At 71.9% G+C, this 23786-nt stretch carries 19 protein-coding genes; 5 read left to right on the top strand and 14 right to left on the bottom strand.

Annotation, left to right across the window (positions count from 1 at the left end):
* Positions 1-178: 178 nt before the first annotated feature.
* The 6 genes from ABZU75_RS14945 to ABZU75_RS14920 form a co-directional block, all read right to left on the bottom strand.
* The gene (locus ABZU75_RS14945) at positions 179-2104 is read right to left on the bottom strand and encodes a dynamin family protein (protein WP_355554083.1); all 1926 of its coding nucleotides are present in this window, start codon (positions 2102-2104) and stop codon (positions 179-181) included.
* 64 nt (positions 2105-2168) lie between these two features.
* Positions 2169-3995: a dynamin family protein gene (locus ABZU75_RS14940; protein WP_355554080.1), complete on the bottom strand. Its 1827-nt coding sequence runs from the start codon at positions 3993-3995 to the stop codon at positions 2169-2171.
* 142 nt (positions 3996-4137) lie between these two features.
* Positions 4138-4983, bottom strand: a complete 846-nt coding sequence (gene grpE, locus ABZU75_RS14935) for a nucleotide exchange factor GrpE (protein WP_355554077.1) — start codon at positions 4981-4983, stop codon at positions 4138-4140.
* Between the two features lie 103 nt (positions 4984-5086).
* On the bottom strand, positions 5087-5341 hold the full coding sequence (locus ABZU75_RS14930) for a hypothetical protein (RefSeq protein ID WP_355554073.1): 255 nt from the start codon (positions 5339-5341) through the stop codon (positions 5087-5089).
* Between the two features lie 162 nt (positions 5342-5503).
* Complete coding sequence (locus ABZU75_RS14925) at positions 5504-7264, bottom strand: glycoside hydrolase family 15 protein (RefSeq protein WP_355554070.1); 1761 nt, start codon at positions 7262-7264, stop codon at positions 5504-5506.
* Between the two features lie 9 nt (positions 7265-7273).
* Positions 7274-7918 carry a hypothetical protein gene (locus ABZU75_RS14920; RefSeq protein ID WP_355554067.1) on the bottom strand — a complete coding sequence of 215 codons (645 nt, stop codon included), beginning with the start codon at positions 7916-7918 and terminating at the stop codon, positions 7274-7276.
* A 48-nt stretch (positions 7919-7966) separates the two neighbouring features.
* On the opposite strand from ABZU75_RS14920, the gene ABZU75_RS14915 reads away from it, so the two are divergent.
* Positions 7967-9430 carry a PLP-dependent aminotransferase family protein gene (locus ABZU75_RS14915; RefSeq protein ID WP_355554064.1) on the top strand — a complete coding sequence of 488 codons (1464 nt, stop codon included), beginning with the start codon at positions 7967-7969 and terminating at the stop codon, positions 9428-9430.
* A gap of 17 nt (positions 9431-9447) precedes the next feature.
* Here ABZU75_RS14915 and ABZU75_RS14910 read toward each other — a convergent pair whose 3' ends face one another.
* Both ABZU75_RS14910 and ABZU75_RS14905 read right to left on the bottom strand, forming a co-directional pair.
* Complete coding sequence (locus ABZU75_RS14910) at positions 9448-10059, bottom strand: trimeric intracellular cation channel family protein (protein WP_355554061.1); 612 nt, start codon at positions 10057-10059, stop codon at positions 9448-9450.
* 38 nt (positions 10060-10097) lie between these two features.
* A complete protein-coding gene (locus ABZU75_RS14905; RefSeq protein ID WP_355554058.1) occupies positions 10098-11597 on the bottom strand; it encodes a peptide MFS transporter in 1500 nt (499 codons plus the stop codon).
* A 180-nt stretch (positions 11598-11777) separates the two neighbouring features.
* Between ABZU75_RS14905 and ABZU75_RS14900 the strand changes: the two genes are divergently transcribed.
* Together ABZU75_RS14900 and ABZU75_RS14895 are read left to right on the top strand one after the other, a co-directional pair.
* Positions 11778-13613: a long-chain fatty acid--CoA ligase gene (locus tag ABZU75_RS14900; RefSeq protein ID WP_355554055.1), complete on the top strand. Its 1836-nt coding sequence runs from the start codon at positions 11778-11780 to the stop codon at positions 13611-13613.
* 123 nt (positions 13614-13736) lie between these two features.
* On the top strand, positions 13737-14573 hold the full coding sequence (locus ABZU75_RS14895) for a hypothetical protein (protein ID WP_355554052.1): 837 nt from the start codon (positions 13737-13739) through the stop codon (positions 14571-14573).
* A gap of 189 nt (positions 14574-14762) precedes the next feature.
* Here ABZU75_RS14895 and ABZU75_RS14890 read toward each other — a convergent pair whose 3' ends face one another.
* Genes ABZU75_RS14890 through ABZU75_RS14880 form a run of 3 tightly spaced genes read right to left on the bottom strand, consistent with a single transcriptional unit; the run spans position 14763 to position 17597 of the window.
* The gene (locus ABZU75_RS14890) at positions 14763-15776 is read right to left on the bottom strand and encodes an NAD(P)/FAD-dependent oxidoreductase (protein WP_355554049.1); all 1014 of its coding nucleotides are present in this window, start codon (positions 15774-15776) and stop codon (positions 14763-14765) included.
* Positions 15773-16351: an isoprenylcysteine carboxylmethyltransferase family protein gene (locus ABZU75_RS14885; protein WP_355554046.1), complete on the bottom strand. Its 579-nt coding sequence runs from the start codon at positions 16349-16351 to the stop codon at positions 15773-15775. The genes ABZU75_RS14890 and ABZU75_RS14885 overlap by 4 nt, the downstream gene beginning before the upstream one ends.
* 7 nt (positions 16352-16358) lie before the next feature.
* A complete protein-coding gene (locus ABZU75_RS14880; protein ID WP_355554043.1) occupies positions 16359-17597 on the bottom strand; it encodes a 3-oxoacyl-[acyl-carrier-protein] synthase III C-terminal domain-containing protein in 1239 nt (412 codons plus the stop codon).
* A gap of 473 nt (positions 17598-18070) precedes the next feature.
* Between ABZU75_RS14880 and ABZU75_RS14875 the strand changes: the two genes are divergently transcribed.
* The gene (locus tag ABZU75_RS14875) at positions 18071-18940 is read left to right on the top strand and encodes a UbiA family prenyltransferase (RefSeq protein WP_355554040.1); all 870 of its coding nucleotides are present in this window, start codon (positions 18071-18073) and stop codon (positions 18938-18940) included.
* Between the two features lie 20 nt (positions 18941-18960).
* Here the strand turns inward: ABZU75_RS14875 and ABZU75_RS14870 are convergent, their stop codons facing one another.
* Positions 18961-20142 carry an FAD-dependent monooxygenase gene (locus ABZU75_RS14870; RefSeq protein WP_355554037.1) on the bottom strand — a complete coding sequence of 394 codons (1182 nt, stop codon included), beginning with the start codon at positions 20140-20142 and terminating at the stop codon, positions 18961-18963.
* A gap of 54 nt (positions 20143-20196) precedes the next feature.
* Here ABZU75_RS14870 and ABZU75_RS14865 point away from each other — a divergent pair, with 54 nt between their 5' ends.
* On the top strand, positions 20197-20766 hold the full coding sequence (locus ABZU75_RS14865; RefSeq protein WP_355554034.1) for a PadR family transcriptional regulator: 570 nt from the start codon (positions 20197-20199) through the stop codon (positions 20764-20766).
* A gap of 191 nt (positions 20767-20957) precedes the next feature.
* On the opposite strand, the gene ABZU75_RS14860 is transcribed toward ABZU75_RS14865, so the two are convergent.
* On the bottom strand, positions 20958-21839 hold the full coding sequence (locus ABZU75_RS14860; RefSeq protein ID WP_355554090.1) for an alpha/beta hydrolase: 882 nt from the start codon (positions 21837-21839) through the stop codon (positions 20958-20960).
* A 106-nt stretch (positions 21840-21945) separates the two neighbouring features.
* Positions 21946-23550, bottom strand: a complete 1605-nt coding sequence (locus ABZU75_RS14855; protein WP_355554031.1) for an MFS transporter — start codon at positions 23548-23550, stop codon at positions 21946-21948.
* Positions 23551-23786 lie beyond the last annotated feature (236 nt).

The raw sequence follows: 23786 nt of genomic DNA, 5'->3' as shown, positions 1-23786 counted from the left end.
GCGACGAGTTGCCGCATTCGATCGCGGTGGTCGTCGACGAGATGCTTCCCAGACAGGGGCGTGACGACCTCCTCGACATCTATCCCTGGCCTCGGCCAGGGACGAGAACGGCCGTCGTTCCGGCCATGAGGGTGCCGGACTCGGGTGACCGGCGCTGCCGCAGGGGGCGGCCGCCCGGTCAGGTTCCCGCGGGGACCGGCTGCTCGGTGCCCAGGGCGGCCACCGCGCCGGCCAGTTCCTTGCGGAGTTCGTGGCCGCGCGTGGTGAGGGTGCCGATCGCGGCGATCCGGTCCTGGCCCGACTTGCGGGCCTTGAGGCGGTCGGCGGCCGAGCGGGCGGAGGCGGACTTCAGTTCGGCGCGTCTGGTCTCCAGCTCCCTGCGCCGCCGGGCCAGGGTGTCGTCGGCGGCCTGCTCGACGCTCACCCGCCAGGTGGCCACCATCCGCTCCAGGTCGAGTGTCATCTCCCTGGTGACCACGGCGAACTGGTCGCGCAGCGCCCCTCTGATCGCCGCCTGGCTGCGCTGCACCTTCTCCATCGAGCGCCGCCCCATGAAGATGGCCGCGCCGATGGCCGGGGCGACCAGGATGAAGCCCACCGGGCCGAGCAGGGCCGTGGCGAAGCCGCCCAGGGACAGTCCGATCGAGGCCGAGGGCAGCACGTCCCGGATGAGGTCCACGCTTTCCGGGGCCTCGGCGGCCATGTCGCCCCTGACCTGGACCTGCGACAGGTTGGGCATCGCCTGCCTGTCGGCGGTCAGCTCGATCGGGTCGAGGCCGAGATCGCGGGCGAAGGCGTCCAGCGTGGTCCTGGCCAGCTTCTCCACGTCGTAGACGATCTGCGACCAGGCGGCCTCCAGGGAACGCTGGACGCTCACCGGCAGCTCCGCCATGTACTGGTCGATCTGGGCCTGCTTCTTCAGCGTGGCGATCGTGTTCTCGTACGGCTGGCGGATCTCGGCCACCCGCGCGCCCACGATGCCCCCCACCTCGCGTCCGATGAAGGTGTTGGCCACCATGCCCGCCCTGCGCCGCGCGGACAGCTCGGCCAGGCCCGCCAGGTCGGCGTCCACCTCGGCGAGCCGGGCGGTGACGTCGCCGTCGTCGTCGGAGCCCGCGGCGACGTCGTCCTTGGCGCTGGTCACCAGCGAGCCCAGCACCGACAGGGCGGCGGCGACCACCGTGGCGCCCCGCGCCGACTCCCTGCCCTCGGCGAAGGCGCGCAGGTGCCGCTCCAGCGCGTCCATGCCGCTGCGCGCCCGCAGCGTGTTCGCCCGTTCCTCGCGCCCCTCGCGCCTTTTGGCCTCGGCGGCCTCGGCGAGCTTGGCGCTCACCGGGATCCACGGTGCCTCCAGGAGCGGGGCCAGCGTCGCGGCCCTGGCGGGGTCGGCGGCGATCGCCTCGGTGACGAACGTCCTCAGGCGGGTCCTGTTCTCCTCCTGAAGGTTTCGCCAGTTGGTCGAATCCTCCACCTTGGTCAGCACGAACACGATCGCCTGGACCCGTTCGGCGGCCTCCGCGAGGAACTCCAGCTCGTGCCTGAGCACCGGCTGGTCCTGCGCGCTGAGCGCGAACAGCAGCGCGTCGGCCCGCTGGAGCATGGCCACGGTCACCTGCCGGTGCCCCACTGTCAGGCTGTCCACGCCGGGGGTGTCGAGCAGCCGCAACCCGTCGAGCAGGGGGTTGTCGAGGGTGATGTCCACGCTCACCACGTCGCGGCGCTTGCCCGCGTCACCGCGCATCGAGGCGTAGTCGGGGATCGACTCGATGGTGATCGGTGTCTGCAGCGGCCCCGAGTCGGTGCTGCGGTGGACGACGGCGGCCAGCCGGGGGCCGCGCCGCAGCGACAGAAAGCAGTTGGTGGCGACGTCGGCGTCGACCGGGAGCAGGTCGGGGTGGCCCACCAGCGTGTTGAGCAGCCGGCTCTTGCCGCGCTTCTGTGCCCCGGCGACCACGATGTCGGTGCACTCGTCCTTCCAGCGGCCCGCGCACGCGGCCAGCACCTCCGCGAGGTCCTGCCTGCCGCACTGCCCGGCCAGCGCGTGGACCTCGTTGGCGTAGCGCAGCAGCCTGGCCACGGGGCCGGTCGGGTCGGGGGTCGTCATGATCCTTTTCTCCTGTCGGGGATGGATGGGATGGGCAGGTGCCGCCTTCCGGCGGTGTCCCGCCTCAGGAACCGTCCGCGTGGTGCGACCAGATGGTCTCGTACGCCTCGCAGAGGGTCTCGGCCGCCCGCCGCTGCCGCAGGGGGAGTGGCCGGTGGGTGAGGGTGCGGAACCGGGCGCTCAGGGCGGCGGCGTAACCGGCGATCTCGGCGCGCGGGGTCCCGGGTGGCGCCCCGAGCTGGGTGGCCAGCTCGGCCCCGGAGAGCAGCAGCTCCAGCGCCCGCCGGTCGTCGGCCGGGACCATGGGGGAGGCCCGCAGCGTCTCGATCGCGGCGGGGTCCACGCGGACCGGCGGGAGCTTCTCGCCGCCCCCGCCGCCGGGGGGTGCCTGCTCCTCCAACGCCGCCGAGACGAGGTCCTCCAGGACGGTCAGCACGTCCCTGGCCCGGTGCCCGCCGGCACGTCCCTCGCTCATCATGGCGAGCGTGCGCCAGCGCATCGACGCCGCGGTGGCGGCGGCGGCGATCTGCTCGGAGGAGGCCTCCGCGGGCAGGCCGAGCTGCTCGGCGGGCTCGTCGTGGCGGGCCAGGCGCAGCAGCTCGGCGGTCATCTCCTCGTTCAGGACCAGCGTTCCGCGGCCGAGCGCCTCGGCGGCGGTGAAGATCCGCAGGCCGCCCAGGGAGGTCGCGATCGGCCGGTTCTCGTCGAGCTGGGCCGCCAGCGCGTCCAGGGTGGCGCGGTCGGCCCCCATCGCCGGCGTCCTGGCGAGTGCGCGGAGCCGGGTCAGCGCGTCGAGTGCCTTCAGCTGGTCGGCGCGGCGGGCGAAGTGGGCGATGCCCGCGGCCACGGAGCCGGTCGCGGCCCGCCCGGCGGAGGAGTAGCCGGAGCGTTCCAGCAGGTGGGAGGTGAGCGCCTCGGGGGAGACGGTGCCGGCCGCGCGCACCGCCTCGACCGCGCTGGTGATGCCGTAGCGGTGCAGCCGCTCCACCAGCCGGTGGCGCACCTCGGCCGGCACGGGTATCTCGGGCGCGGAGCGGAAGTCGTCCAGGTCCAGGAGGTAGTCCTCCAGGTCGTCCTCGTCGAGCCCGGCCAGCGTCTCCAGGGCCGCCACCTCCTCGCCGCCCAGCGGGAGGGCCCGCGCGGTCTCGGCCAGCAGGCCGATCACCGGGACCACGTCGAAGACGGAGGTGCGCAGGTCCTGGTACCCCTTGGCGGCCAGCCGCCTGGCGGTCGGCCACGGGTCGCCCTCGTCGCCGCGCCGGTCGACCTGGCCGAGCACGGCGAGGGTGTTGACGCAGCTCATTCCGCAGGCGTCGGTCAGCCCGCGAAACTCCGCGAGGGTGGTGTCGTCGAATTTCTGGACGTAGCGCAGCACGTAGATCATCGCTTGTGCGCGGTCGTCCTCCTCACCGGAGCCGAACAGCATGCTCCTGGCCGCCCGCTCGTTGGCGGCCGTCACCGTGTTCATGCCGGGGGTGTCGATGATGGTGACGGTGCGCAGCGACGGCAGGTCCAGGGAGACCCGCAGGCGCCGGATCCGGGCCACGTCGACGCCGAGCTTCGAGGGGAGCCGGTGGCCGGGCAACAGCCGGGAGTGGGCCACGCCGCCGTCAAGGAGCTCGATCGTGATGCGGCCGTCGTCCTCGCCGTACTCGTACTGGGTGACGACAAAGGTGCACTCACCGGCGTCCACCGGAGCGACGGGCAGTCCGAGCAGCGCGTTCACCAGCGTCGACTTGCCGCTGCTGACCGCGCCCGCCACGGCGACCCGCAGCGGCGCGTCGAGGCCGGCGCGCACCTGCGCCACCCGCTCGCGCAGCTCCGCGCCGGAAAGCCTGGCCGAGGTGGTGTCGCACAGGTGGCGCAGCAGATCCGCGGGTCCGGTGCTCACGCGTCACCGCCCTGGCCGTCCGGTGCGTTCTCGCGGCCTGCCGCGCGGGCCGGGAGAGGCCGCGGGCCCGCCTGAAGGGCCGGGGTGAACCGGGTGCCCGTCGCGAGGTGCGGCACGCTGCTCTCGCGGGGCGCCGAGCCGCTCACCGCTCCGCCCCGGAGCCCGGTGAGACGTGGCGGTAGACGACGACCTGCGGTACGCGGATCACGTGCTCGCCGTCGGCGTACCCTCGCCTGACGGTCTCGGCGACGATGTCGTGCAGTTCGGGGCTGTCGGCCGGCGCGGTGCCGAACGCCTCGTGCAGGCGCGGGTCGAAGCGCTGCCCGTCCGCGACGATCTCCTGGACGCCGGCCCGGTTCAGCGCCTCCAGCAGTGTCCCGGCCAGCCGGGGGTGGCGTTCCGCGAGCTGGTCCCGGTAGCCCACGCAGGCCCCGACCAGGGCCTCACGGCCGGGGTGGCCCTCGGAGAAGAGCCTCTCCACCTGCTGGGTGAGCGCCGGGCTGATCCCGCTCCCGGAGACCTGGGCCAGTGCCTCGGACAGCGGGTCGTCCGACGGGCCGGCGGGTGGGCCGGTGGGTGGGTCGGTGGGTGGGTCGGTGGCGGGTCGGTCCGGCACCGAGCCCGCCTGGCCCGCGGGGAACGGAGGCGTCCCCTGCGGCTGCGTCCCCTGCCACGGTGTCTCGTACGAGGCCGCCTGCCAGGTGCCCGGCACGGGTGCCTGGGCGGGGCGGCGGTTGCGGTGCCACAGATACAGGCCCGCGGCCGCCGCGGCCAGGGTGCCCGCCGCCACCGCGAGCACCAGGGGCAGCGGGAGGAACCCGATCGGCGTTCCCACCGTGACGGATCCCGCCTCTCCGGGGCGCAGGGAGCCGACACCGTCGCCTCGCAGGGATGCCGCGGGCGTGCCGACGGTCTCCCCTCGGAGTCCCGCCACCGCGCCGCAGCCGGTCAGTGCCGGCCAGGCCAGCAACAGCAGGGGAAGGAACACACGTCGGTTCCTCATCGATCGCCTTTCTCGTCGGCGGCCCTCGTGACCCGGATCCGAGTCCCCCTCCCGGTGAGGTCACGCGGGCTCACGCCGGTTCTTTCCGTCAGGCGGTCGGGAAGGGACCCGAGTACTCGGTGTAGTCGGCGACCCCGTCGCCGTTCAGGTCGACCCGGGTCTCGTCGATGTAGCCGTCGCCGTCGTGGTCGAGGTAGACGACGTCGGTGACGCCGTCGCCGTCGGTGTCGTAGCGCTCCTCGTCGGCGATGCCGTCACCGTCGGTGTCGATCAGCTGGGCGTCGGTTCCCCCGTCGCCGTCGTAGTCGACCAGGTCCGTGGTGGTCACGTCGAAATCGCTCATTGGTTCGTTCCTTTCCGGTGGTGTTACAGCGGATGAGAGTCACGCTCGCACCGGATTGTTGCAGCCGAATCCCAGATTTCTTGATGATTTTTAAGAAATCTGTCGGCTTGGCCGCTCCATAGGGATTAAAGGGCATAAAACGGTCAGCCGGGTGCCGCCGCCTCAGCTGAGCGCGCGGGCGGTGTGGATCAGCGGCACGTGGCTGAAGGCCTGTGGGAAGTTGCCGACCATCCGGCCGTAGCGGGGGTCGTACTCCTCGGCGAGCAGGCCGACGTCGTTGCGGAGCGACAGTAGGTGCTCGAACAGCTCGACCGCCTCGTCCTTGCGGCCGATCATCGCCAGGACCTCGGCCAGCCAGAAGCTGCACGCCAGGAACGCCCCCTCGCCGCCGGGCAGGCCGTCCACCTCGTTGTCGGCCGAGACCGGGTAGCGCAGCACGAAGCCGTCGACCATCAGCTCGCGCTGGATCGCCTCCACCGTCCCGATCACACGCGGGTCCTCCGGCGGCAGGAAGCCGACGATCGGGATCAGCAGCAGGGCCGCGTCCAGCTCGTTCGAGCCGTAGGACTGGGTGAAGGTGCCGCGTACCGGATCGAAGCCCTTGTCGCAGACCTCGGCGTGGACGCGGTCGCGCAGTTCCCTCCAGCGCGCCAGCGGGCCGGGCTTGCCGAAGGTCTCCATGTGCTTGACGGCCCGGTCGAGTGCGACCCAGCACATGACCTTGGAGTGCACGAAGTGCCGGCGTGGGCCGCGGACCTCCCACAGCCCCTCGTCCGGCTCGTCCCAGTGCTCCTCGACATAGGAGATCAGCTCGAACTGGATGGTCCAGGCCCGATGGTCGGACTCCAGGCCCGAGACGCGAGACAGGTACAGGGAGTTCAGGACCTCGCCGTAGACGTCCAGCTGGAGCTGGTCGACCGCGCCGTTGCCGATCCTGACCGGCCGGGAGCCCTCGTAGCCGGGCAGCCAGTCGAGCTCAAGCTCGGTGAGCCGGCGCTCCCCGGCGACGCCGTACATGATCTGCAGGTCCTGACCGCGGCCCGCGATGGCCCGCAGCAGCCAGGACCGCCACGCGCGGGCCTCGTCCAGGTAGCCGGAGCCGATGAGGGCGTCCAGGGTCATGGTGGCGTCGCGCAGCCAGCAGTAGCGGTAGTCCCAGTTGCGCACGCCGCCGAGGTCCTCGGGCAGTGAGGTGGTGGGGGCGGCGACGATGCCGCCGGTGGGGGCGTAGGTGAGCGCCTTGAGCGTGATGAGCGAGCGGACCACGGCCTCGCGCCACGGGCCCTGGTAGCCGCACCGCTCGACCCACTCGGCCCACAGCTCCTCGGTCGCGGTCAGCTGCTCGTACGGGTCGATCTCCTCGGGCCTGGGCTCGTGCGAGGGGTGCCAGGTGAAGATGAACGCCATGCTGTCGCCCTCGGAGACCTCGAACCTCGCCTTGTGGGCGTAGTCACCGCCCTGGAGCGGGACGGGGGAGTGCAGCCACACGGAGTCGGGTCCGCCGACGGCCTGCAGCAGGCCGTCGCTGCGGCGCACCCAGGGCACGATCCGGCCGTAGTCGAAGCGGATGCGGATCTCGGTGGCCATCTCCACCGTCCCCGACACGCCCTCCACGATCCTCACCAGGTCGGGGTTGGTGTGCCGGGTGGGCATGTAGTCGGTCACCCGGACCGTGCCGCCGGGGGTGTCCCACTCGCTCTCCAGGATGAGGGTCTCGCCCCGGTAGCGGCGCCGGGTGGCGTGGGGCCGCCCGGCGTCCGCGGGGCCGATCCACCACTGGCCGTTCCCGGCGTTGCCGAGCAGTGCCGCGAAGCACGAGGGCGAGTCGAAGCGCGGCAGGCAGAGCCAGTCGATGGAGCCGTCCCTGCCGATCAGGGCCGCTGACTGCATGTCGCCGATGAGAGCGTAGTCCTCGATCCACATGCCTTGAAGCTAACGCTTCGGCGCGCTTCCCGGGGGGCTGGAGCGCAACCGCGCTCCCGGACGGGTCCGCGGCATGAAGAACTGGGTCAGCGGCCCGATGGCGAGGGCGAACACCAGCGTTCCCACTCCCACGGTCCCGCCGAGCAGCCAGCCCGCGGCCAGTACGGTGACCTCGATGACGGTGCGGGCCGAGCGGATGGACAGGCCCAGGCGGTTCAGGCCGGTCATCAGGCCGTCGCGCGGTCCGGGGCCGAGACCGGCGCCGATGTAGAGGCCGGTGGCCGCGGCGGTGGCGACGACGCCGAGCAGCAGGTACGCCCAGCGCGCGGCGAGCGCGTCCGGGGTCGGGGCCAGCCATATGACCGCGTCGGCGAACAGTCCGAGCAGGACGACGTTGCTGAGGGTGCCCAGCCCCGGCTTCTGCCGCAGCGGGATCCACAGCAGCATGACCAGGGCGCCCACGATGATGATCCAGGTGCCGACCGACAGGCCCAGGTGGATGGAGAGCCCCTGGTGGAACACGTCCCAGGGGCTGTTGCCCAGCTGGGACTCGATCTGCAGGCCGACGCCGACGCCGTAGAGAGCCAGGCCCGCGTACAGGCGGGTGAGCCGGTTGGGAAGGGAGCCGGGGGTGGGCAGGGAGAGTTCGCTCATGATGGCCCCAATCGTTCAGGCCGCCGCCTCCGGATAAAAGGGCCAATCATGAAAAGTGGCCTTATGGTGGTTGGTGTGGACCGGTATCTCAGTGGCCCCCAGCTCGCCCGTCTCCTGGCGATCGCCCCCGGCGCCAGGCCGTACTACCGGGTGCTGGCCCAGGGCGTGCGGTCGCTGGTCCTCGACGGGCGGCTGCCGGTGCGGGTACGGATGCCCGCCGAGCGCCATCTCGCCGAGGCGCTGGGCGTCAGCCGCACCACCGTGACCGCGGCCTACGACCTCCTTCGCGAGCAGGGGTACCTGGAGAGCAGGCAGGGGGCGGGGAGCTGGACGGCGCTGCCCGACGCGGGCTCGCTGGGCGCGGACAACCCGTGGATCGCCGCCGAGGACGACGGGCTGCTGCCGATGCACACCGCGGCCCCGAGCGCGATCTCGACACTGCCCGAGGCGATCGCCGCCGTCACCGGCCAGTATCCCCGCTACACGCTCGGGACGGGCTACGACCCGCTCGGGATCGCCCCGCTGCGCCAGGCGATCGCCGCCCGCTACAGTGCGCGGGGGGTGGCCACCCGGCCGGAGCAGATCCTGGTGACCACCGGAGCCCAGCAGGCCATCCACCTGGTGACCACGATGCTGCTCTCGCGCGGGGACCCGGTGCTGCTGGAGTCGCCCACCTACCCGCACGCCATCGACCTGGCCAGGATGCGCGGTGCCAGGATCGTCGGAGTCGGCATCCCCGACGAGGGCTGGCGCCACCTGGACCTGCTGACCTGCGCGATGCGCCAGTCGGCCGCCCGCCTCGCGTACGTGATCCCCGACTTCCAGAACCCGACGGGACACCTGATGGACGACGCGGCGCGAGCGGCCCTGGCCGACGCGGCGCGGCGCTACGGCACGGTTCTGGTGGTCGACGAGAGCTGGTGTGAGCTGGCGCTCGACGAGGAGGCCCGGGCCACGCCGCTGGCCGCCTTCGACACCGACGGGAGGGTGATCACCATCGGCTCGGCGTCCAAGCTGTGGTGGGGCGGGCTGCGCATCGGCTGGGTCCGCACCACCGCCGCCACGGTCCGCCGTCTTGCCGTGCTCCGCGCCTCCATCGACATCGCCAGCCCGCTCTTCGAACAGCTGGTGGTGGCCATGTTGTTCGAGGACATCGAGGGGGCCAGGGCCGAGCGCGGCCGCCTCCTCGGCGCCTCCAGGGACGCCCTGGTGGCCGAGCTGGCGGCGCGGATGCCCGATTGGAGCTTCGTTCCGCCCAGGGGCGGCGGCTCGCTCTGGGTGCGGCTGCCGGAACCCTCGGCCACCCCGCTGGCCGACGCCGCGGCCTGCCAGGGGGTCCGGCTGGCCCCCGGGCAGTGGTTCGGCGTGGACGGCACGCTGGAGGGGCGGCTGCGGCTGCCCTTCACCCAGCCGCCCCGGGTCCTCGTCGAGGCGGTACGGCGCATCGCAGAGGCCAGGCTCAGGGGGGCGTACGGCACCCGGCCCGCCGAGCCGCTCACCCCCGCCCTCTGAGCCCGCCCCGGGAGGGCTTACTCGGAGGTGACGCCCCTGGCCAGCGGGGCCCGCAGTTTCAGCCGCATGGCCACGATGCGCAGCCCGAAGGCCAGCAGGGCGGCGGACAGCGTGGCCGGCCAGCCGTGCAGGTTCAGGGTGTAGAGCAGTGCCATGACCGCCGAGCCGAGCGTGGCGGGCACCGCGTACAACTGGCGGTCGTACAGCAGGGTGGGGATCTGCCCGGCGAGGACGTCACGCAGGATGCCGCCGCCGACCGCGGTGATGATCCCGAGCAGGGCCGCGTGCAGGGGGGTGAGGCCGAAGTACATCGCCTTCTCGGTGCCGACCGCGCAGAACAGCCCGAGGCCCGCGGCGTCCAGCACGTTCACCGCGGGCATCACCCGCTCCACCTGCGGGTGCCAGAAGAACACGATCACCGTGGCCAGCACCGGCACGACCACGTAGCCGATGCTGGAGAAGGCGGCGGGCCGCACGTTCAGGATCAGGTCGCGGGCGATTCCGCCGCCCAGCGCGGTCATCTCGGCCAGCACGGCCATGCCCACCACGTCGAGCCGCCTGCGCACGCCCACCAGGGCGCCGGAGAGAGCGAAGACGAAGATCCCGACGAGATCGAGCACATTGTTCACCGACAAATCATCCCATGACCGGATATATGGGATTTCCGTCAGGGTGGCGGGGCGGTGCTCGGTAGCCGGTGCTCGCGCATCATCGTATGGAGCCTGCCGGCGAACGCGAGCAGCACCAGCGACGCCACGACGGCGATCAGTGCGAGGGTCAGGAAGTACGCGGGCTCCGACATGTGGTTCTTCAGCCGCCCCGTCTGCCCGCCCACGGCATCGCCCACCGAGATGGAGATGAACCACAGTCCCAGCATCTGGCTCTTGAACGCCTCGGGGGCGAGCTTGGTGGTGACCGAGAGGCCGACCGGGCTCAGCGACAACTCACCGAAGACCTGGACAAGATAGACCAGCACCAGCCACCAGACCGAGATCTTCCCGCTCTCGGCCAGCTTGGCGGCCAGGGCCATGATCATGAAGCTCAGGCCGTTGATGAACAGTCCCGCCGAGAACTTGTGCGGAGCGGTCACCCGGTTGCCCAGCCTGACCCAGAGCGCCGCGAAGACCGGCACGAAGATCATGATGAACAGCGGGTTGAACGCCTGCGTGGTGGCCGGGGTGATCCGGATGCCGAACAGTGACAGGTCCGTCTTGTTCTGGGCGAAGAACAGCAGCACGGTCGGCGCCAGGTCGTAGATCATCCAGAAGATGGCGGCGGCGATGAACAGCCAGACGTAGGCCTTCATCCGGGAGTGCTCGTCATCGGTCAGGTTGTGGCTGCCCAGCAGGATGTAGCCGAAGTAGAACACCGGCACGGCCACGATGAACAGCGTCATCACGAGTGCGAAGGTGTCGAGGTCGAAGGTGCCCGACGCCGTCCAGACGGCCAGGCCGCCGCAGGCCACGAGTGCGGCGACGGCCGCCACGAGGCCGAAGTGCCTGCGCTCGCGCGGGGTCAGCCGGTGCCCCGGCCGCTCGCCCACGTCCTTCAGGTGCCGCCTGCCCAGCACGTACTGGGCAAGGCCCAGGGCCATGCCGACCGCCGCCGCGCCGAAGCCCAGGTGCCAGCGGTTGCCCGAGGCGAGCCAGCCGACGACGAGGGGGGCGATGAAGGCGCCTATGTTGATGCTCATGTAGAAGATCGAGAACCCCGCGTCCCTGCGCGCGTCGTCGTCTTGCGGGTAGAGCTTGCCGACCATCGTGGAGATGTTCGGCTTCATCAGCCCGGTCCCGGCGATGATGAGGAGCAGTCCGAGCGCGACGAAGGCGCCGGTCTCGACGGGGATGGCCATGCTGATGTGGCCGCACATGATGATGGAGGCGCCCCACAGCACCGCCCTGCGGGCACCGAGCACCCGGTCGGAGATCCAGCCGCCGGGCAGGGCGACGAGATAGATGAGCGCGCCGTAGATGCCGACGACCGCCTGGGCGGTCTGCTGGCTCAGGCCCAGGCCGCCGATGGCGGGGGAGGCCGCCATGAAGGTGGCGAGGATGGCCCGCAGGCCGTACCAGCTGAAGCGCTCCCATATCTCGGTGCCGAACAGTGTCGCCAGGCCGCGCGGGTGCCCGAAGAAGGTCTTCTCGCGGGCACGTCTCCCCGATGGCATGCGTCCCCCAGAATGTCACAGCGTGATCAATCGGCAACTCTACGTGTGCATTCTGCCGGGATGCCGAAGGCAGCCGTGCATTGTGATGTTTCTTCTCCCTTTCAGGGTCTTGTCCGGGAGGAACGGCGTGTGGTGCGATGCATGCCACTCGTGCAAGTAAGCACTTTCAGGAGGCTCTGTATGACCGGTGTCCTTGAGGAGCGGGCGGCCATCGAGAGGGAGATCGCGGGCCGGACGGTCTGCGATCAGCTGAGGGAGGCGGCCGAGAGTGACCCCGACGCCCCGGCGTACTCCGACCCGGTCGAGGGGGGCTGGTCCACCCTGACCTACTCCGAGGCCCGGCAGCGAGTTCTGGAGATCGCCGCCGGGTTCGCCGCCCTCGGGCTGGAGCCCGGCGAGGCGGTCGCGCTCATGATGGTGAACCGCAGTGAGCACGTGCTGGCGGACCTGGGCGCGGTGCACGCCGGCGCGGTGTCGTGCTCGGTCTACTCGACCTTCACCCCCGAGCAGGTGGCCTTCGTCGCCGGCGACGTCAAGGCGAAGATCGCGGTGCTCGGCGGACCGGCGGAACTGGCCAGGTGGGAGCCGGTCCTTGACGACCTTCCCGAGTTGCACAAGGTGATCGTGCTGGAGGGTGCCCCGGCCGGTGACCGGTTCGTCTCCTGGGACGACTTCCTGGCCCTCGGCCGCGACCGGCTCGCGGCCGACCCCGCCGCCGTCGACGCCCGCTGGCAGGCGGTGACCGCCGACGACGTTCTCACGGTCCTGTACACCTCGGGCACCACCGGCAACCCCAAGGGTGTGCCGCTGACCCACTCCAACGTGTTCTTCGAGGTCGTGGCCACCGACAGGATGGCCGACCTGCCCAGCAAGGGCACCCAGATCTCCTACCTCACCTACGCGCACATCGCCGAGCGGGTACTCAGCCTCTACCTGCCGCTCTTCAAGCTCTCCCACACCCACTTCTGCACCGACCTCGCCCAGCTCGGCGCGACCCTCGGCCAGGTCAAGCCGGTGCTGTTCTTCGGCGTCCCGCGCGTGTGGGAGAAGATGATGGCCCGCCTGCAGGCACTGCTGGCCACCCAGCCCGAGGAGCAGCAGGAGGGCGTGCGCAACGCCATGGCCGCCGGGCTCGCCTACATCGAGGCCAACCAGTACGGGCGTACCCCCTCGCCCGAGGTCCTGGCCGCCTACGAGCAGGCCGACGCGGCGCTGCTGTCGATCATCCGGTCGATGATCGGCTTCGACAACGCGGGCTGGCTCGCCACCGCGGCCGCGCCCATGCCGCTGGAGGTCCAGCGCTTCTTCGCCGGTCTCGGCCTGCGGGTCCTGGACGTGTACGGGATGACCGAGACGACCGGTGCCTTCACCGCCAACGCCCCCAACAGCTTCAAGCTCGGCACCGTCGGTCAGGCGGGTCCCGGCGTCGAGGTCCGCATCGCCGAGGACGGTGAGATCATCACCCGCAGCCCGGCCAACACCCGCGGTTACCTGGGACGGTCGGAGGCCACCGCCGAGCTGATCGACGCCGACGGCTGGCTGCACACCGGTGACGTGGGCTCCATCGACGCCGACGGCTTCGTCAGCATCCTCGACCGCAAGAAGGAGCTCATCATCACCGCGGGAGGCGAGAACATCTCCCCGGCCAACATCGAGAACTACCTCAAGGAGCACCCGCTCATCGGTCAGGCCCTCGCCTACGGCGACCGCAGGCCCTACCCGGTGGCGATCCTCACCCTCGACGGCGAGGTGGCCCCCGGCTGGGCGCAGGCCAACGGCATCACGTTCACCACCCTGGCGGATCTCGCCGATCACCCCGACGTCCTCAAGGCCGTCGAGGGCGCCATCGCCGTCGCCAACGAGAAACTGGCCCGGGTCCAGCAGGTCAAGCGCTGGAGCCTGCTGCCGGTGGAGTGGACCGCCGAGACCGCGGAGCTCACCCCGAGCCTGAAGCTCAAGCGTCGTATCATCCACGCCAGGTACGCCGAGATCATCGACGGCATGTACGAGGACTGACCGCCGCCCGCCGGCTCCGGATTCGGACTTCGGTCTCCGGCGCCGGCCCCCGGGCGCCGCTTTGCCCAACGGGGCGTGTGTCCTCTACCTGCCTGTTACCGGCGGACTCCTAGCCTCCTGGTCATGACGTTGAGAGTCCTTCTCGCATCCCTGGCGGCCGGGGCCGTGGCCCTGCCGGTACCGGCAGGAGCTCCGGCGGCCGCGGCCGAGGACCTGACGATCCGCTCGGTGACCCTGCGTCCCGCGAATCCCGTGGTCGGGCCCGCCGACACGGTGCGCATGGTGATAGAGGTGGTGGCCCGAGGCGTCATCGGCCCCGAGGGGGTGACGATCAAGGTCGAGCCGGGTGCGACCCCCGCTTCGAAGGGAACGTCCTTCCCCGTCACCGCGTCCCGCCCGGGCGGCGGTCCCGGCAGGGGCCCCGCCCTCGCGCCCGGTCCCGTACCCGGCCCGACCGTGTCCGCCCGCCTCGCCCCGGGCCCGGCGGGGATGACCGGGTTCCGTCCGTGGGAGGGGTGGGAGACCTGGCGGTTCGCGCCGGAGAAGAGCCTGAGCCGCTGGTATCCGGCCGGACCCTGGACCGTCTCCGTGACCGCGAGGGGCGCGGACGGCGCCGAGGTCACCGGACATACGGGCTTCCTGCTGAAGCGTCTGACCAGGTTCGGCGGAGTCCAGGTGGCCCCAGGAGGCTCGGGGGTGCGCGTGACGGGCGCGCTGAACCGGGTCGACCCTCAGGGGCACCTCGACTACGCCCCCTTCCCCGGCCAGCCCGTCGAGATCATGCACCGGGCCGGTAAGGACGCCGACTGGACGAAGGCGGCCGGTGCCACGACCGACTCCCACGGACGCTTCACCAGGATGGTGGCGGGGCGTACCGGCGGTGAGTGGCGGCTCAGGTTCGAGGGCACGACGCACTACGCCCCCAGGCTGGGGGTCATCCACAAGGTCTCGCCACGCTGATGTGAGGTCACCTGCCGCCCCGGGACGCCGGAGGTGCTGGGAGCCGCCCCGACGGCCGCGCGTCCGTGGCCTCCGTCCGTGGCCTCCGTCCGTGGCCTCCGTCCGTGGCCTCCGTCCGTGGCCTCCGTCCGTGGCCTCCGTCCGTGGCCTCCGTCCGGGAACGGAGCGGCGCGGAGCCCGGTGGCCGGGTCAGGCCAGGGCATGCACCGCCGCGCCGAACAGGGCGGGCAGTCGCCGGGCGGCCGGGACGATCAGCCGCCCCGCCGCCCGGTAACGGCGGCTGCCCACCAGCGCCCCGGTGAGCAGCCGGTGCCGTCGCGACAGCCGCAGCCAGGCGGCCTCGTACGCCCCGGGGACACCGGCCCTCAGGCAGTCGACCAGCAACCGCGCGGACGTCAGCGCGAGCGACACCCCCTCCCCGGTGAGCGCGTCGACGTAGCCGGCCGCGTCGCCGACCAGCAGCACTCGCCCCGCCACCCGGGCGCGGACCCGCTGGCGCAGTGGCCCCGCCCCGCGCACCGGGGTGGCGGCCGGTCCCTCCAGCCGCCCCAGGAGCGAGGGGAAGTCCGTCAGGTGCTCCGGATAGCCGCGCCGTCGAGAGCTCAGCACGGCGACGCCCACCAGGTTCTCGCCCACCGGCGTCACGTACGCCTCGCCGTCCGCCGCCCAGTGGACCTCGACGAAGTCCGTCCACGGCGCGACCGGGTAGTGCCGTCGAAGCCCGTACCTGCGCGGCCCGCGGCAGGGCAGTTCCAGTCCGAGCAGGGCGCGCAGCGGGGAGTGCAGGCCGTCCGCGGCCACCAGCCAGCGGGCTCGCAGTCCCGCCGCCTCGACGAGACGGCAGTCCTGCCGCACACCGTCCACCTTGCCGGGAACGACCCGCACGCCCAGTTCCCGCGCCCGCAGGGACAGTGCGGTGTGCAGCGTGGTCCGCCGTACGCCCAGGCCAGACCCGTCGCGGAACGCCGCCTCCGCCTCGTGACGGCCGTCCAGGTAGCGGATGCCGCGCAGCGGCCTGCCCTCGACCCGCACCCCCAGCGACCGCAGGGCCGCGACCCCGGTGGGCATCAGCCCCTCGCCGCACGCCTTGTCCACCGGTACGGCCCTGGGCTCGACGACGACGGCCTCCATCCCGGCCAGGGCGGCGTGGATGGCGGTGGCCAGCCCGGCCGGCCCCCCGCCCGCGATCAGGACGTCGATCATGCCGGCGCCCGCCCGGTGGCGGGCGGTGCGCCGTCCGGTGTCGCCGTGGCGAGCGAGGCCAGAGCGTCCTCCTCACAGCGGATCCGCACCCTCATCAGCGCGGCGTTGAGCACCGTGAACGTCAGCGCGGTGACCCACGCGCCGTACACCAGCGGCAACGCCGCCCCCTCGACGGCCACCGCCACGTAGTTGGGGTGGCGGAGCAGGCGCAGCCGGTAGGGCCCCCGCTCCACCAGCGGCAGGCCCGGCACCACAATCACCTGGGTGTTCCACTGAGGGCCCAGCGAGACCACGCACCACCAGCGCAGACCCTGCGCGGCGACCACCAGGGCGAACATCGGCCAGCCGAGCGCGGGCACGAAGGGCCGGCCGGCCAGACCCGCCTCCAGCAGGCATCCGGCCAGCAGAGCGGTGTGCAGGGCGACCATCCACGGGTAGTGGCCCCGCCCGTACGTCACCCCGCCGCGCGCCGTGCTCCATCGCGCGTTACGGCGGGCGACGATCAGTTCGGCGATCCGCTCAAGGCCGACGAGCAGCACAAGGAGCAGGTACCAGGACGACAGATGCCAGGACATCGGGCTCCTACCAGCGCAGCAGTACGAGTTCGGAGCAGAAGCCCGGCCCCATCGCCAGGAGCATCCCCGGAGTGCCGGGCGGCGGTGGCCGCAGGGCGAGCGTGTCCCGCAGGACGTGCAGGACCGAGGAGGAGGAGAGGTTTCCGATCGCGGCGAGCGAGCGCCAGGTGAGGTCCAGCGCGTCCTCGGGAAGCCGCAGCGTCTCGGCCACCGCCTCCAGGACCTTGGGGCCGCCCGGGTGGCAGACCCACGCCGTCACCTCCTCGCTGCTCAGGTCGTGGTCGGCGAGGAAGTCGTGCACGTCGTCGGCCAGGTAGGTGCGCACCACCTCGGGGACACTCGCGTCGAGCAGCACGCGGAAGCCGGTGTCGCCGACGTGCCAGCCCATCACGTGCTCGGAGCCGGGATACAGATGGCTGCGCGAGGCCACCACCGCCGGAGCCGCCCGTCCGCAGGGCCGGTGGGAGGCCGGCTCGCCGGTGGAGGGGGAGGAGCCCGCGGGGCCCGCGGGCCAGGCGGCCGCGGGAGCGCCCGCCGCCGGAGAGGACCCCGCGGGTCCCGCGGGCCGCGTCGTCGCGGACGCGCCACTCACCGCACCGGCCCGGGAGGTCGCGGGCGAGCCGGTACGCCGGGGGCGCCACTCGTCACCGCAGGCCACCACGGCCGTCGCCCCGTCGCCGAACAGGGCGCTCGCCACCATGTTGGCGACGGAGGCGTCACCGCGCTGCAGGGTGAGGGAGCACAGCTCGACCGAGAGCAGCACCGCCAGCTGCTCGGGCCAGCCGTGCAGGTAGTCGTGGAGCCGGGCGATTCCGGCCGCCCCCGCGACACAGCCCAGTCCGAAGATGGGGATCCGCTTGACGTCCGGGCGCAGCCCGAGCCGCCCGGCCACCCTGGCGTCCACCGAGGGGGCCGCGACGCCGGTCACCGAGGTGAAGAGGATCATGTCCACGTCCTCGGGGAGGACCCCGGCCTCCTCCAGCGCGCCGCCCAGCGCCTCGGTGCCCAGCTCCACGGCAGTCTCCACGAAGGCGTCGTTGGCCGCACCGAAGCCGTCCAGCTTGGCGTACTGCTCGAGCGGTAACGTCAGGTGCCGTGACTCCACCCGCGCGGAGGTGTGCAGCCGGTCGAGCAGCCGGCGGCTGGCACCTTCGGGCAGGCACGCCCGTGCGAACGCCTCGGTGATCTCTGCCTGGGAGTGCCGGTTCGGTGGGAGCGCGCCGCGGACAGCGATGATTCGCGTCATCTAAATCCCTTCAGCGTGGAGACCCCCGCCTTTAGGCGTGGGAAGGAAACGCGGTACGGCGCCGCATGGTCAACATGTTCGAACGGTGGCGACGACCAAGCCGCCGCACGCATGACCTGCACCACCCTCGCCGCCGGGCGGGCGGAGAGGAAAAACGCCTGTGGAGCCGGGGTAAGACCTCAAAGGGGAATCCTCCTGCGGGCGACTGGTGGTGAAGCAGGAAATCCGACCTGTGCGGGTTGGAATCCCCCGGCTTCAGCCGTGGGGAGGAGGTCAAAGGACAGACCCCCGGCTCGTGAACAGCGGACATCTGCTTTTTGCCCAGCTGGATCTGCGGCATGCGTCGCGACAGCCTCGCTGTCCGTTCCTCGGGGCATCTCACCTCGCAACGCTGTCTGTTTCTTGTAGCGATGTCCGCTTTTTTGAGATGTTCGGTGCCCGCTTTCCTGGGCGCCTCGGCCTACGATCGATCAGTGACGACGAGCCGGCCGATGTGCCCGGGGACAGGGCCGGTGCTCAGGGCCGCGCGAGGGCTGCTGCTGGCCTGCCACCCCGGGCCGAGCGCGGCGGTCACCGTCCTGGTGACCGCGCTGGCCGCGCTGAGCGGGCGCGACGCGGCCGGGTGCGTCCTGGTGGCCGCGGCGGTGCTGACCGGGCAACTCTCGATCGGCTGGTGCAACGACGCGGTGGACGCGGCGCGGGACGCCGCCGCGGGCCGCACCGGCAAGCCTGTCGCCGGTGGCGCGGTGAACGTCCGCACGGTGTGGGTCGCCGCGATCGCGGCCCTGGCGCTCTGCGTGCCGCTCTCCCTGGCCTCGGGGCCGGCGGCAGGTGCGGTCCACCTCGTCGGCGTCGCCGCGGCCTGGGCCTACGACCTCGGACTCAAGGCGACCGCGCTCTCCTGGCTGCCGTACGTGGTGGGCTTCGGCTCGCTTCCCGGGTTCGTGACCCTGGGCCTGCCGGGACATCCGTGGCCCGCCTGGTGGGCGGTCCTGGCCGCGGCGCTGCTCGGCTGCGGGGCGCACCTGGCCAACGTGCTCCCCGACATCCCCGCGGACCTCGCCGGTGGGGTCCGGGGCTGGCCGCAGCGGCTCGGTGTCGCCCGCGTCCGCGTCCTGATCCCGCTGCCGCTGCTGGCCGCGACCGCCCTGCTCGTCTTCGGCCCCACGGGGTCGCCGGGCGCGGGGGGCTGGGCGGCGCTGGCGGTGGCCGGAGCCTTCACCGCCTGCGGGGTGGCGCTGGGCCGAACCTCGCCGCGCGTTCCCTTCGCCGTGGCGGTCGCCGTCGCCGCGGTCGCCGTCCTGCTGCTCCTCGCGCGCGGCACCGCCATCACCGCATCCTGACCCCGCAGGCCGGGTGCCTCTCAGCCGGAGGTCGCGGAGGCCGGCTCGTTCCAGGAGATCCGGTAGTCGTACATCCAGGCCAGCGCGTTCCTCCTGTCCACCTGCCGCATGATCATCGGTAGTGTGAGATCGCGGAAGAAGGCGCCGACGGCTCCCTGCGCCTTGCCGCTCCCGTTGAGTCTGCCGTGCTCCACGATCCGCTCCACCCGCTTGCGCCGCACCGCCTCGAAGGTGGCGAACGCGTCGCGGGTGCCGGGGACGTCCCGCAGGCACTTGGCCAGCACCACGGCGTCCTCGATCGCCATGGACGCCCCCTGGCCGGAGGAGGGCGAGGTCGCGTGCGCGGCGTCGCCCAGGATCACCATGCGCTCGTTGAACCACTTCGGCACGGTCGGGAAGTCGTAGGTGTTCCAGCCGGCCATGATGTGGTCGGTCGCGCCGATGATGTCGAGCATCGGCCCGCTGTCATCGCCGAACAGTTCTGTCAGCCTGGTGCGCCACTGCGCCGGGGTGATCGCCGCGAGCTCCTCCGGAGTCGGCTCCCTGGGGCTCGGCGGGTTGGCGAACCACCACACCGCTCCGTCCGGATGGATCAGGTAGCCGAAAAAGCATCTTCTGCCGAAGATGAAGTGGCTCGTTCCCGGCTCGCCGGGCACCTTGACGCCGTGCGCGAAACCGCCGGTGTTCAGCAGACCGACGTGCCGGGCGCGAGGCGCCCCGGCGTCGATGATCGTGCGGGTCCGCGAGTGGAGCCCGTCGGCGCCGATCAGCAGCTCGCCTTCGGCCGCGCTGCCGTCGGCGAAGACCGCGCGCACCCCGCCCGCGGTGATCGAGGCGTCGGTGAGGCGCCTGCCGTAGTGGATCCGCACGCCGCGCCGTACGGCCTCGTCGCGCAGCACCCGATAGAGATCGGCGCGCTTCAGCGTCCGGCTGGGCTGCCAGACGGAGGCGAGTGGCCTGCCGCGCCCGTTGAACATCAGCATCCGCGAGGAGTCCATGCCCAGGTCGCCGACGAGATCGTGCAGGTCGAGGGGGCGTAGCGCCTCCAGCCCGTTGACCGCGAGCGTGAGGAAGGCGCCCACGCCATCGGAACCTTGGTCGTACGCCTCGAAAACCTCGCTGTCGATGCCGGCGCGCCGCAGGGCCATCGCTGTCACCGGGCCGGCGATGCCCCCGCCGACTATCAGGGCTTTTTTAGTCATAAGATGACTATACATAGAATAACTATTATTTGGTAGGCCGTTACGATGTGCACCATGTCTACGAGGCGATCCCCCCTGGCCATGGCGCTGCTCTCGCTGGTCTGTGAGGCGCCGATGCACGCGTACCAGATGCAGCGGATGATCAAGGAGCGGCACAAGGACGACGTCGTTAACGTCGCGCAGCGCAACAGCGTCTACCAGACCATCGACAGGCTGCTCCGCGACGGGCTCATCGCGGTCCGTGAGACCTCGCGCGAGGAGAACCGGCCCGAGCGGACCGTCTACGAGCCCACCGACGCGGGCCGTGACACGCTGCGGCAGTGGATGCGGACGATGCTCTCCGTGCGGGCCCGCGAGTTCCCGGAGTTCCCCGCCGCACTCGCCTTCATGCCCGTGCTGCCGCCCGATGAGGTCCGTGCGGCGCTCGACGAGCGCCTGATCTCCCTGGAGGCGCGACTGTCGGAGTTGGGCCGCGACCTGACCGAGGGGGCGAAGTTCCTCCCGCGCCTCTTCCTGGTGGAGACCGAGTACCAGCGGGCCGTGCTCAAGGCCGAACTCGACTATGTCCGAGGCCTCGCCGACGACCTGCGCGCGGGCCTGATCGACTGGGACTTCCGCCTCTAGCGCCGGGTCCGGTGAACGCCGAGGGGCGCCCGCGCGATGCGGGAGGAGTTCGCGGGGACGGTGCCACGACCGCCAGGAAGGTTCCGGGTGGCGGCTCCTCGCCGAGATCCGGTCTTCATCCGGCCGGCCGACCCAGGACGGTGCGCAGCCCCTGAACGCGGGGCTGCGCGATTTCCAGCCAAGCCGCCGTTCTACGAGTTCGAAAGCACCTCGTGAAGTTTCGCGGCGAACGCCACGGGCTGGGCGCCGAAGCCGCCGTGGTCGCCGGGAAACACCACGTGCCCGATTCCCAGCTGTTCGGCCACGGCGAGGGCGCCCCGGTACGGGGGTTCGCCTTCCGACGCCTCGCCCACCGCCGCCACCACCCGCACCGAGGACGCCAGGAGCGCGGCGACGTCGGGGACGTACGTGGCGAACGGCGGCACCTCGTAGCCGATGAAGAACTCCATGTTCCTCGCCAGGCGCGCCATCATCTCCAGCATCTCCGGCTCGGGTTCCCCCTGCGGCCCCTGTCCGCCCCCCGGAACGCGCTGCTGCTCGTCGGCGGCCGCGTCGTCCCGCGCCGGCCCGCTGCTCATCTCGAATCCGGCGGTGAGGACCTGCCCCGCGGCCTCGGCCCCCTCCTTGGCGAAGGTGTCCCGCACGTTCCGGATGACGTCGCGCCAGTGGTCGCGGTCGGGCAGCATCTCGAAGAGCGGCGGCTCGTGGGCGACCAGGGCACGCACCTGCCCGGGGTGGCGGGCGGTCAGCTCCAGGCCGATCATCGCGCCGGAGCTGTTGCCGAACACGTAGGCGGGCTCGTCCGCCGTGACGCCCACCGCCGCCAGCACCCGGTGCGCGTCGTCGCCGTGCACCTCGATGCTCTGCTGCTCCGGCGGCCCGTCCAGGGGGCTGCGCGAGTTGCCGCGCCGGTCATAGCTCACCACCGTGTACCGGTCGGCGAGCTGCCCGGCCAGGGCCGCGTATCCGGCGGCGTCGTAGACCCCGCCGCAGATCAGCAGCAGGACGGGGCCCGCGCCGCGGACCTCGTAGTGCAGGGTCGCGCCCGGCACCTTCAGGGCATCCGTCTTCATGGCTTCCACGTTCGGGTCTCCTTGAGAATCGTGGTCGGTGTGCACAGCACAGTCGGCGCCGCGGGCGCGTTCTCGACATGCCGCCGGAAAGGCTTCGGAAGAGATCTCACCTTGCCACCTCGGCCGGGGACTTCTCGTCGGCGACCACACCTTCCCGAGCCGCCGCGCTCGGAGCCTGGGCGCCGTCCTTCCGGCGCAGGGCGGTGGCGAGGAGGACGGCGAGAGCGGCGAAGACGACGGCGCCGATTCCGGCGGCCACGTTCATCGCGCCGGTGAAGGCCTCACCGGCGGCGTCGAGCAGGTCCCCGCCGGCTCCGGCCGGCAGTCGATCGGCCACGGCGATGGCGGTGGCCACGTTCTCCCCGGCACTGTCGACGGCTTCGGCCGGGATTCCCTCGAGAGCGCTATCGGCCATCAGGTGGCGGTAGACCAGGGCTCCGACGCTACCCAGCACGGCCAGGCCGAACGTGGAGCCGAGCACGTTGCCGGCCTCCGACAACGACGCCGCCGACCCGGCCTTCTCCGGCGGGGCGGAGCCGACGACCATGCCGGTGCCGAGCACGAACAGCGGTCCCACCCCGAAGGCGGTGACCGCGATGGCCACCACCACGGGGACCAGCCAGCCGGAGCTGTCCGCCTGGGTGATCACGGCGAGTGCGATCGACGAGAGCACCAGCCCGGCCGTCATGGTGGTGACCGGCCTCAGCCGGCGCAGCGCCAGCGGAGCCAGCAGGGTGCCCGCCGCGATGCCCAGCCCCGTGGGAGCCTGCCACAGCCCCGCCTCACCGGGAGAGAGCCCGACCACGCTCTGTACGTACTGGGTGGTCAGCATGCTGGTCCCGGCCAGAGCGCCGGCGGAGACCAGCAGGGCCGGCAGAGCGGCGCGGACGGAGGGCAGCGCGAACAGGGAAAGATTCAACAGCGGATCCTCCAGCCGGAACTGCCGGCGAACGAACACCGCTCCGAAGACCACGCCGACCGTGATGGCGCCGACGGCCACCGCCGGTGTGTCGGTGTCGCCGGCGATCAACTCCTTGAAGCCGTAGACGACGGGCAGGACGGCGCCCAGCGAGAGAGCGACGCTGGGCAGGTCGAGCCGGCCGGCGTCCGGGTTGCGATACTCGGGCAGCAGGATCGGCCCGACCACCAGCAGCAGGCACATGACCGGCACGCCGAGCAGGAACACCGACCCCCACCAGAAGTGTTCCAGCATCAACCCCCCGACGACCGGGCCGAGGGCGGCACCGCCGAACTGGCTGGTCGCCCAGAGGGAGATGGCCACGCCCCGCTGACGCTCGTCACGGAACAGGTTGCTGATCAACGCCAGCGTCGAGGGCGACAACGTGGCGCCCGCGACGCCGAGCAGGGCCCGGGAGGCGATCAGCATCTCGGCGCTGGTCGAGTAGGCGATCAGTATGGAGGCGGCGCCGAAGGCGGCCGCTCCGATCAGCAGCAGCCTGCGCCGGCCGACGCGGTCGCCCAGGGTACCCATCGTGATCAGGGAGCCGGCGAGCATGAACCCGTAGATATCCATGATCCACAGCTGCTCGGTACCGGTCGCCCCCAGTTCGGCGCTCAGCTGCGGCAGTGCCAGGAACAGCACGCCGATGTCCAGAGCCACCAGCAGGGTGGGCAGAATCAGCACGGTCAGCCCGGTCCACTCCCGCCACCCCGCTCGAAGGCCGGGCCCGGCCGACGTCACCTCTCGCATGAAGATCCCTCCTTGGTCCTACACGTGTCCAGGCGCCCGTAGGGCACCTCTCACAGCCGGGTCGGAACGGACGCCGGGATCTCGACATCCGAACCGCGGCCGATTGACCGTCGATCCACGGTGACCACCCGGCGGGGCCACCCTCGCGAGAGGGCGGCCGGGCCGGATGTCGCTCGGCGGTCGCCACTGACCACGCCGGGGCAGAGCGGGCCTCCTACCGGGTGGAGAGTCGAGTG

It is taken from the genome of Streptosporangium sp. NPDC005286 (assembly GCF_040607515.1).
Lineage (GTDB): Bacteria > Actinomycetota > Actinomycetes > Streptosporangiales > Streptosporangiaceae > Streptosporangium.
The sequence above is the reverse complement of the archived record's forward strand: the minus strand, read 5'-3'. Positions and strand labels throughout refer to the sequence as shown.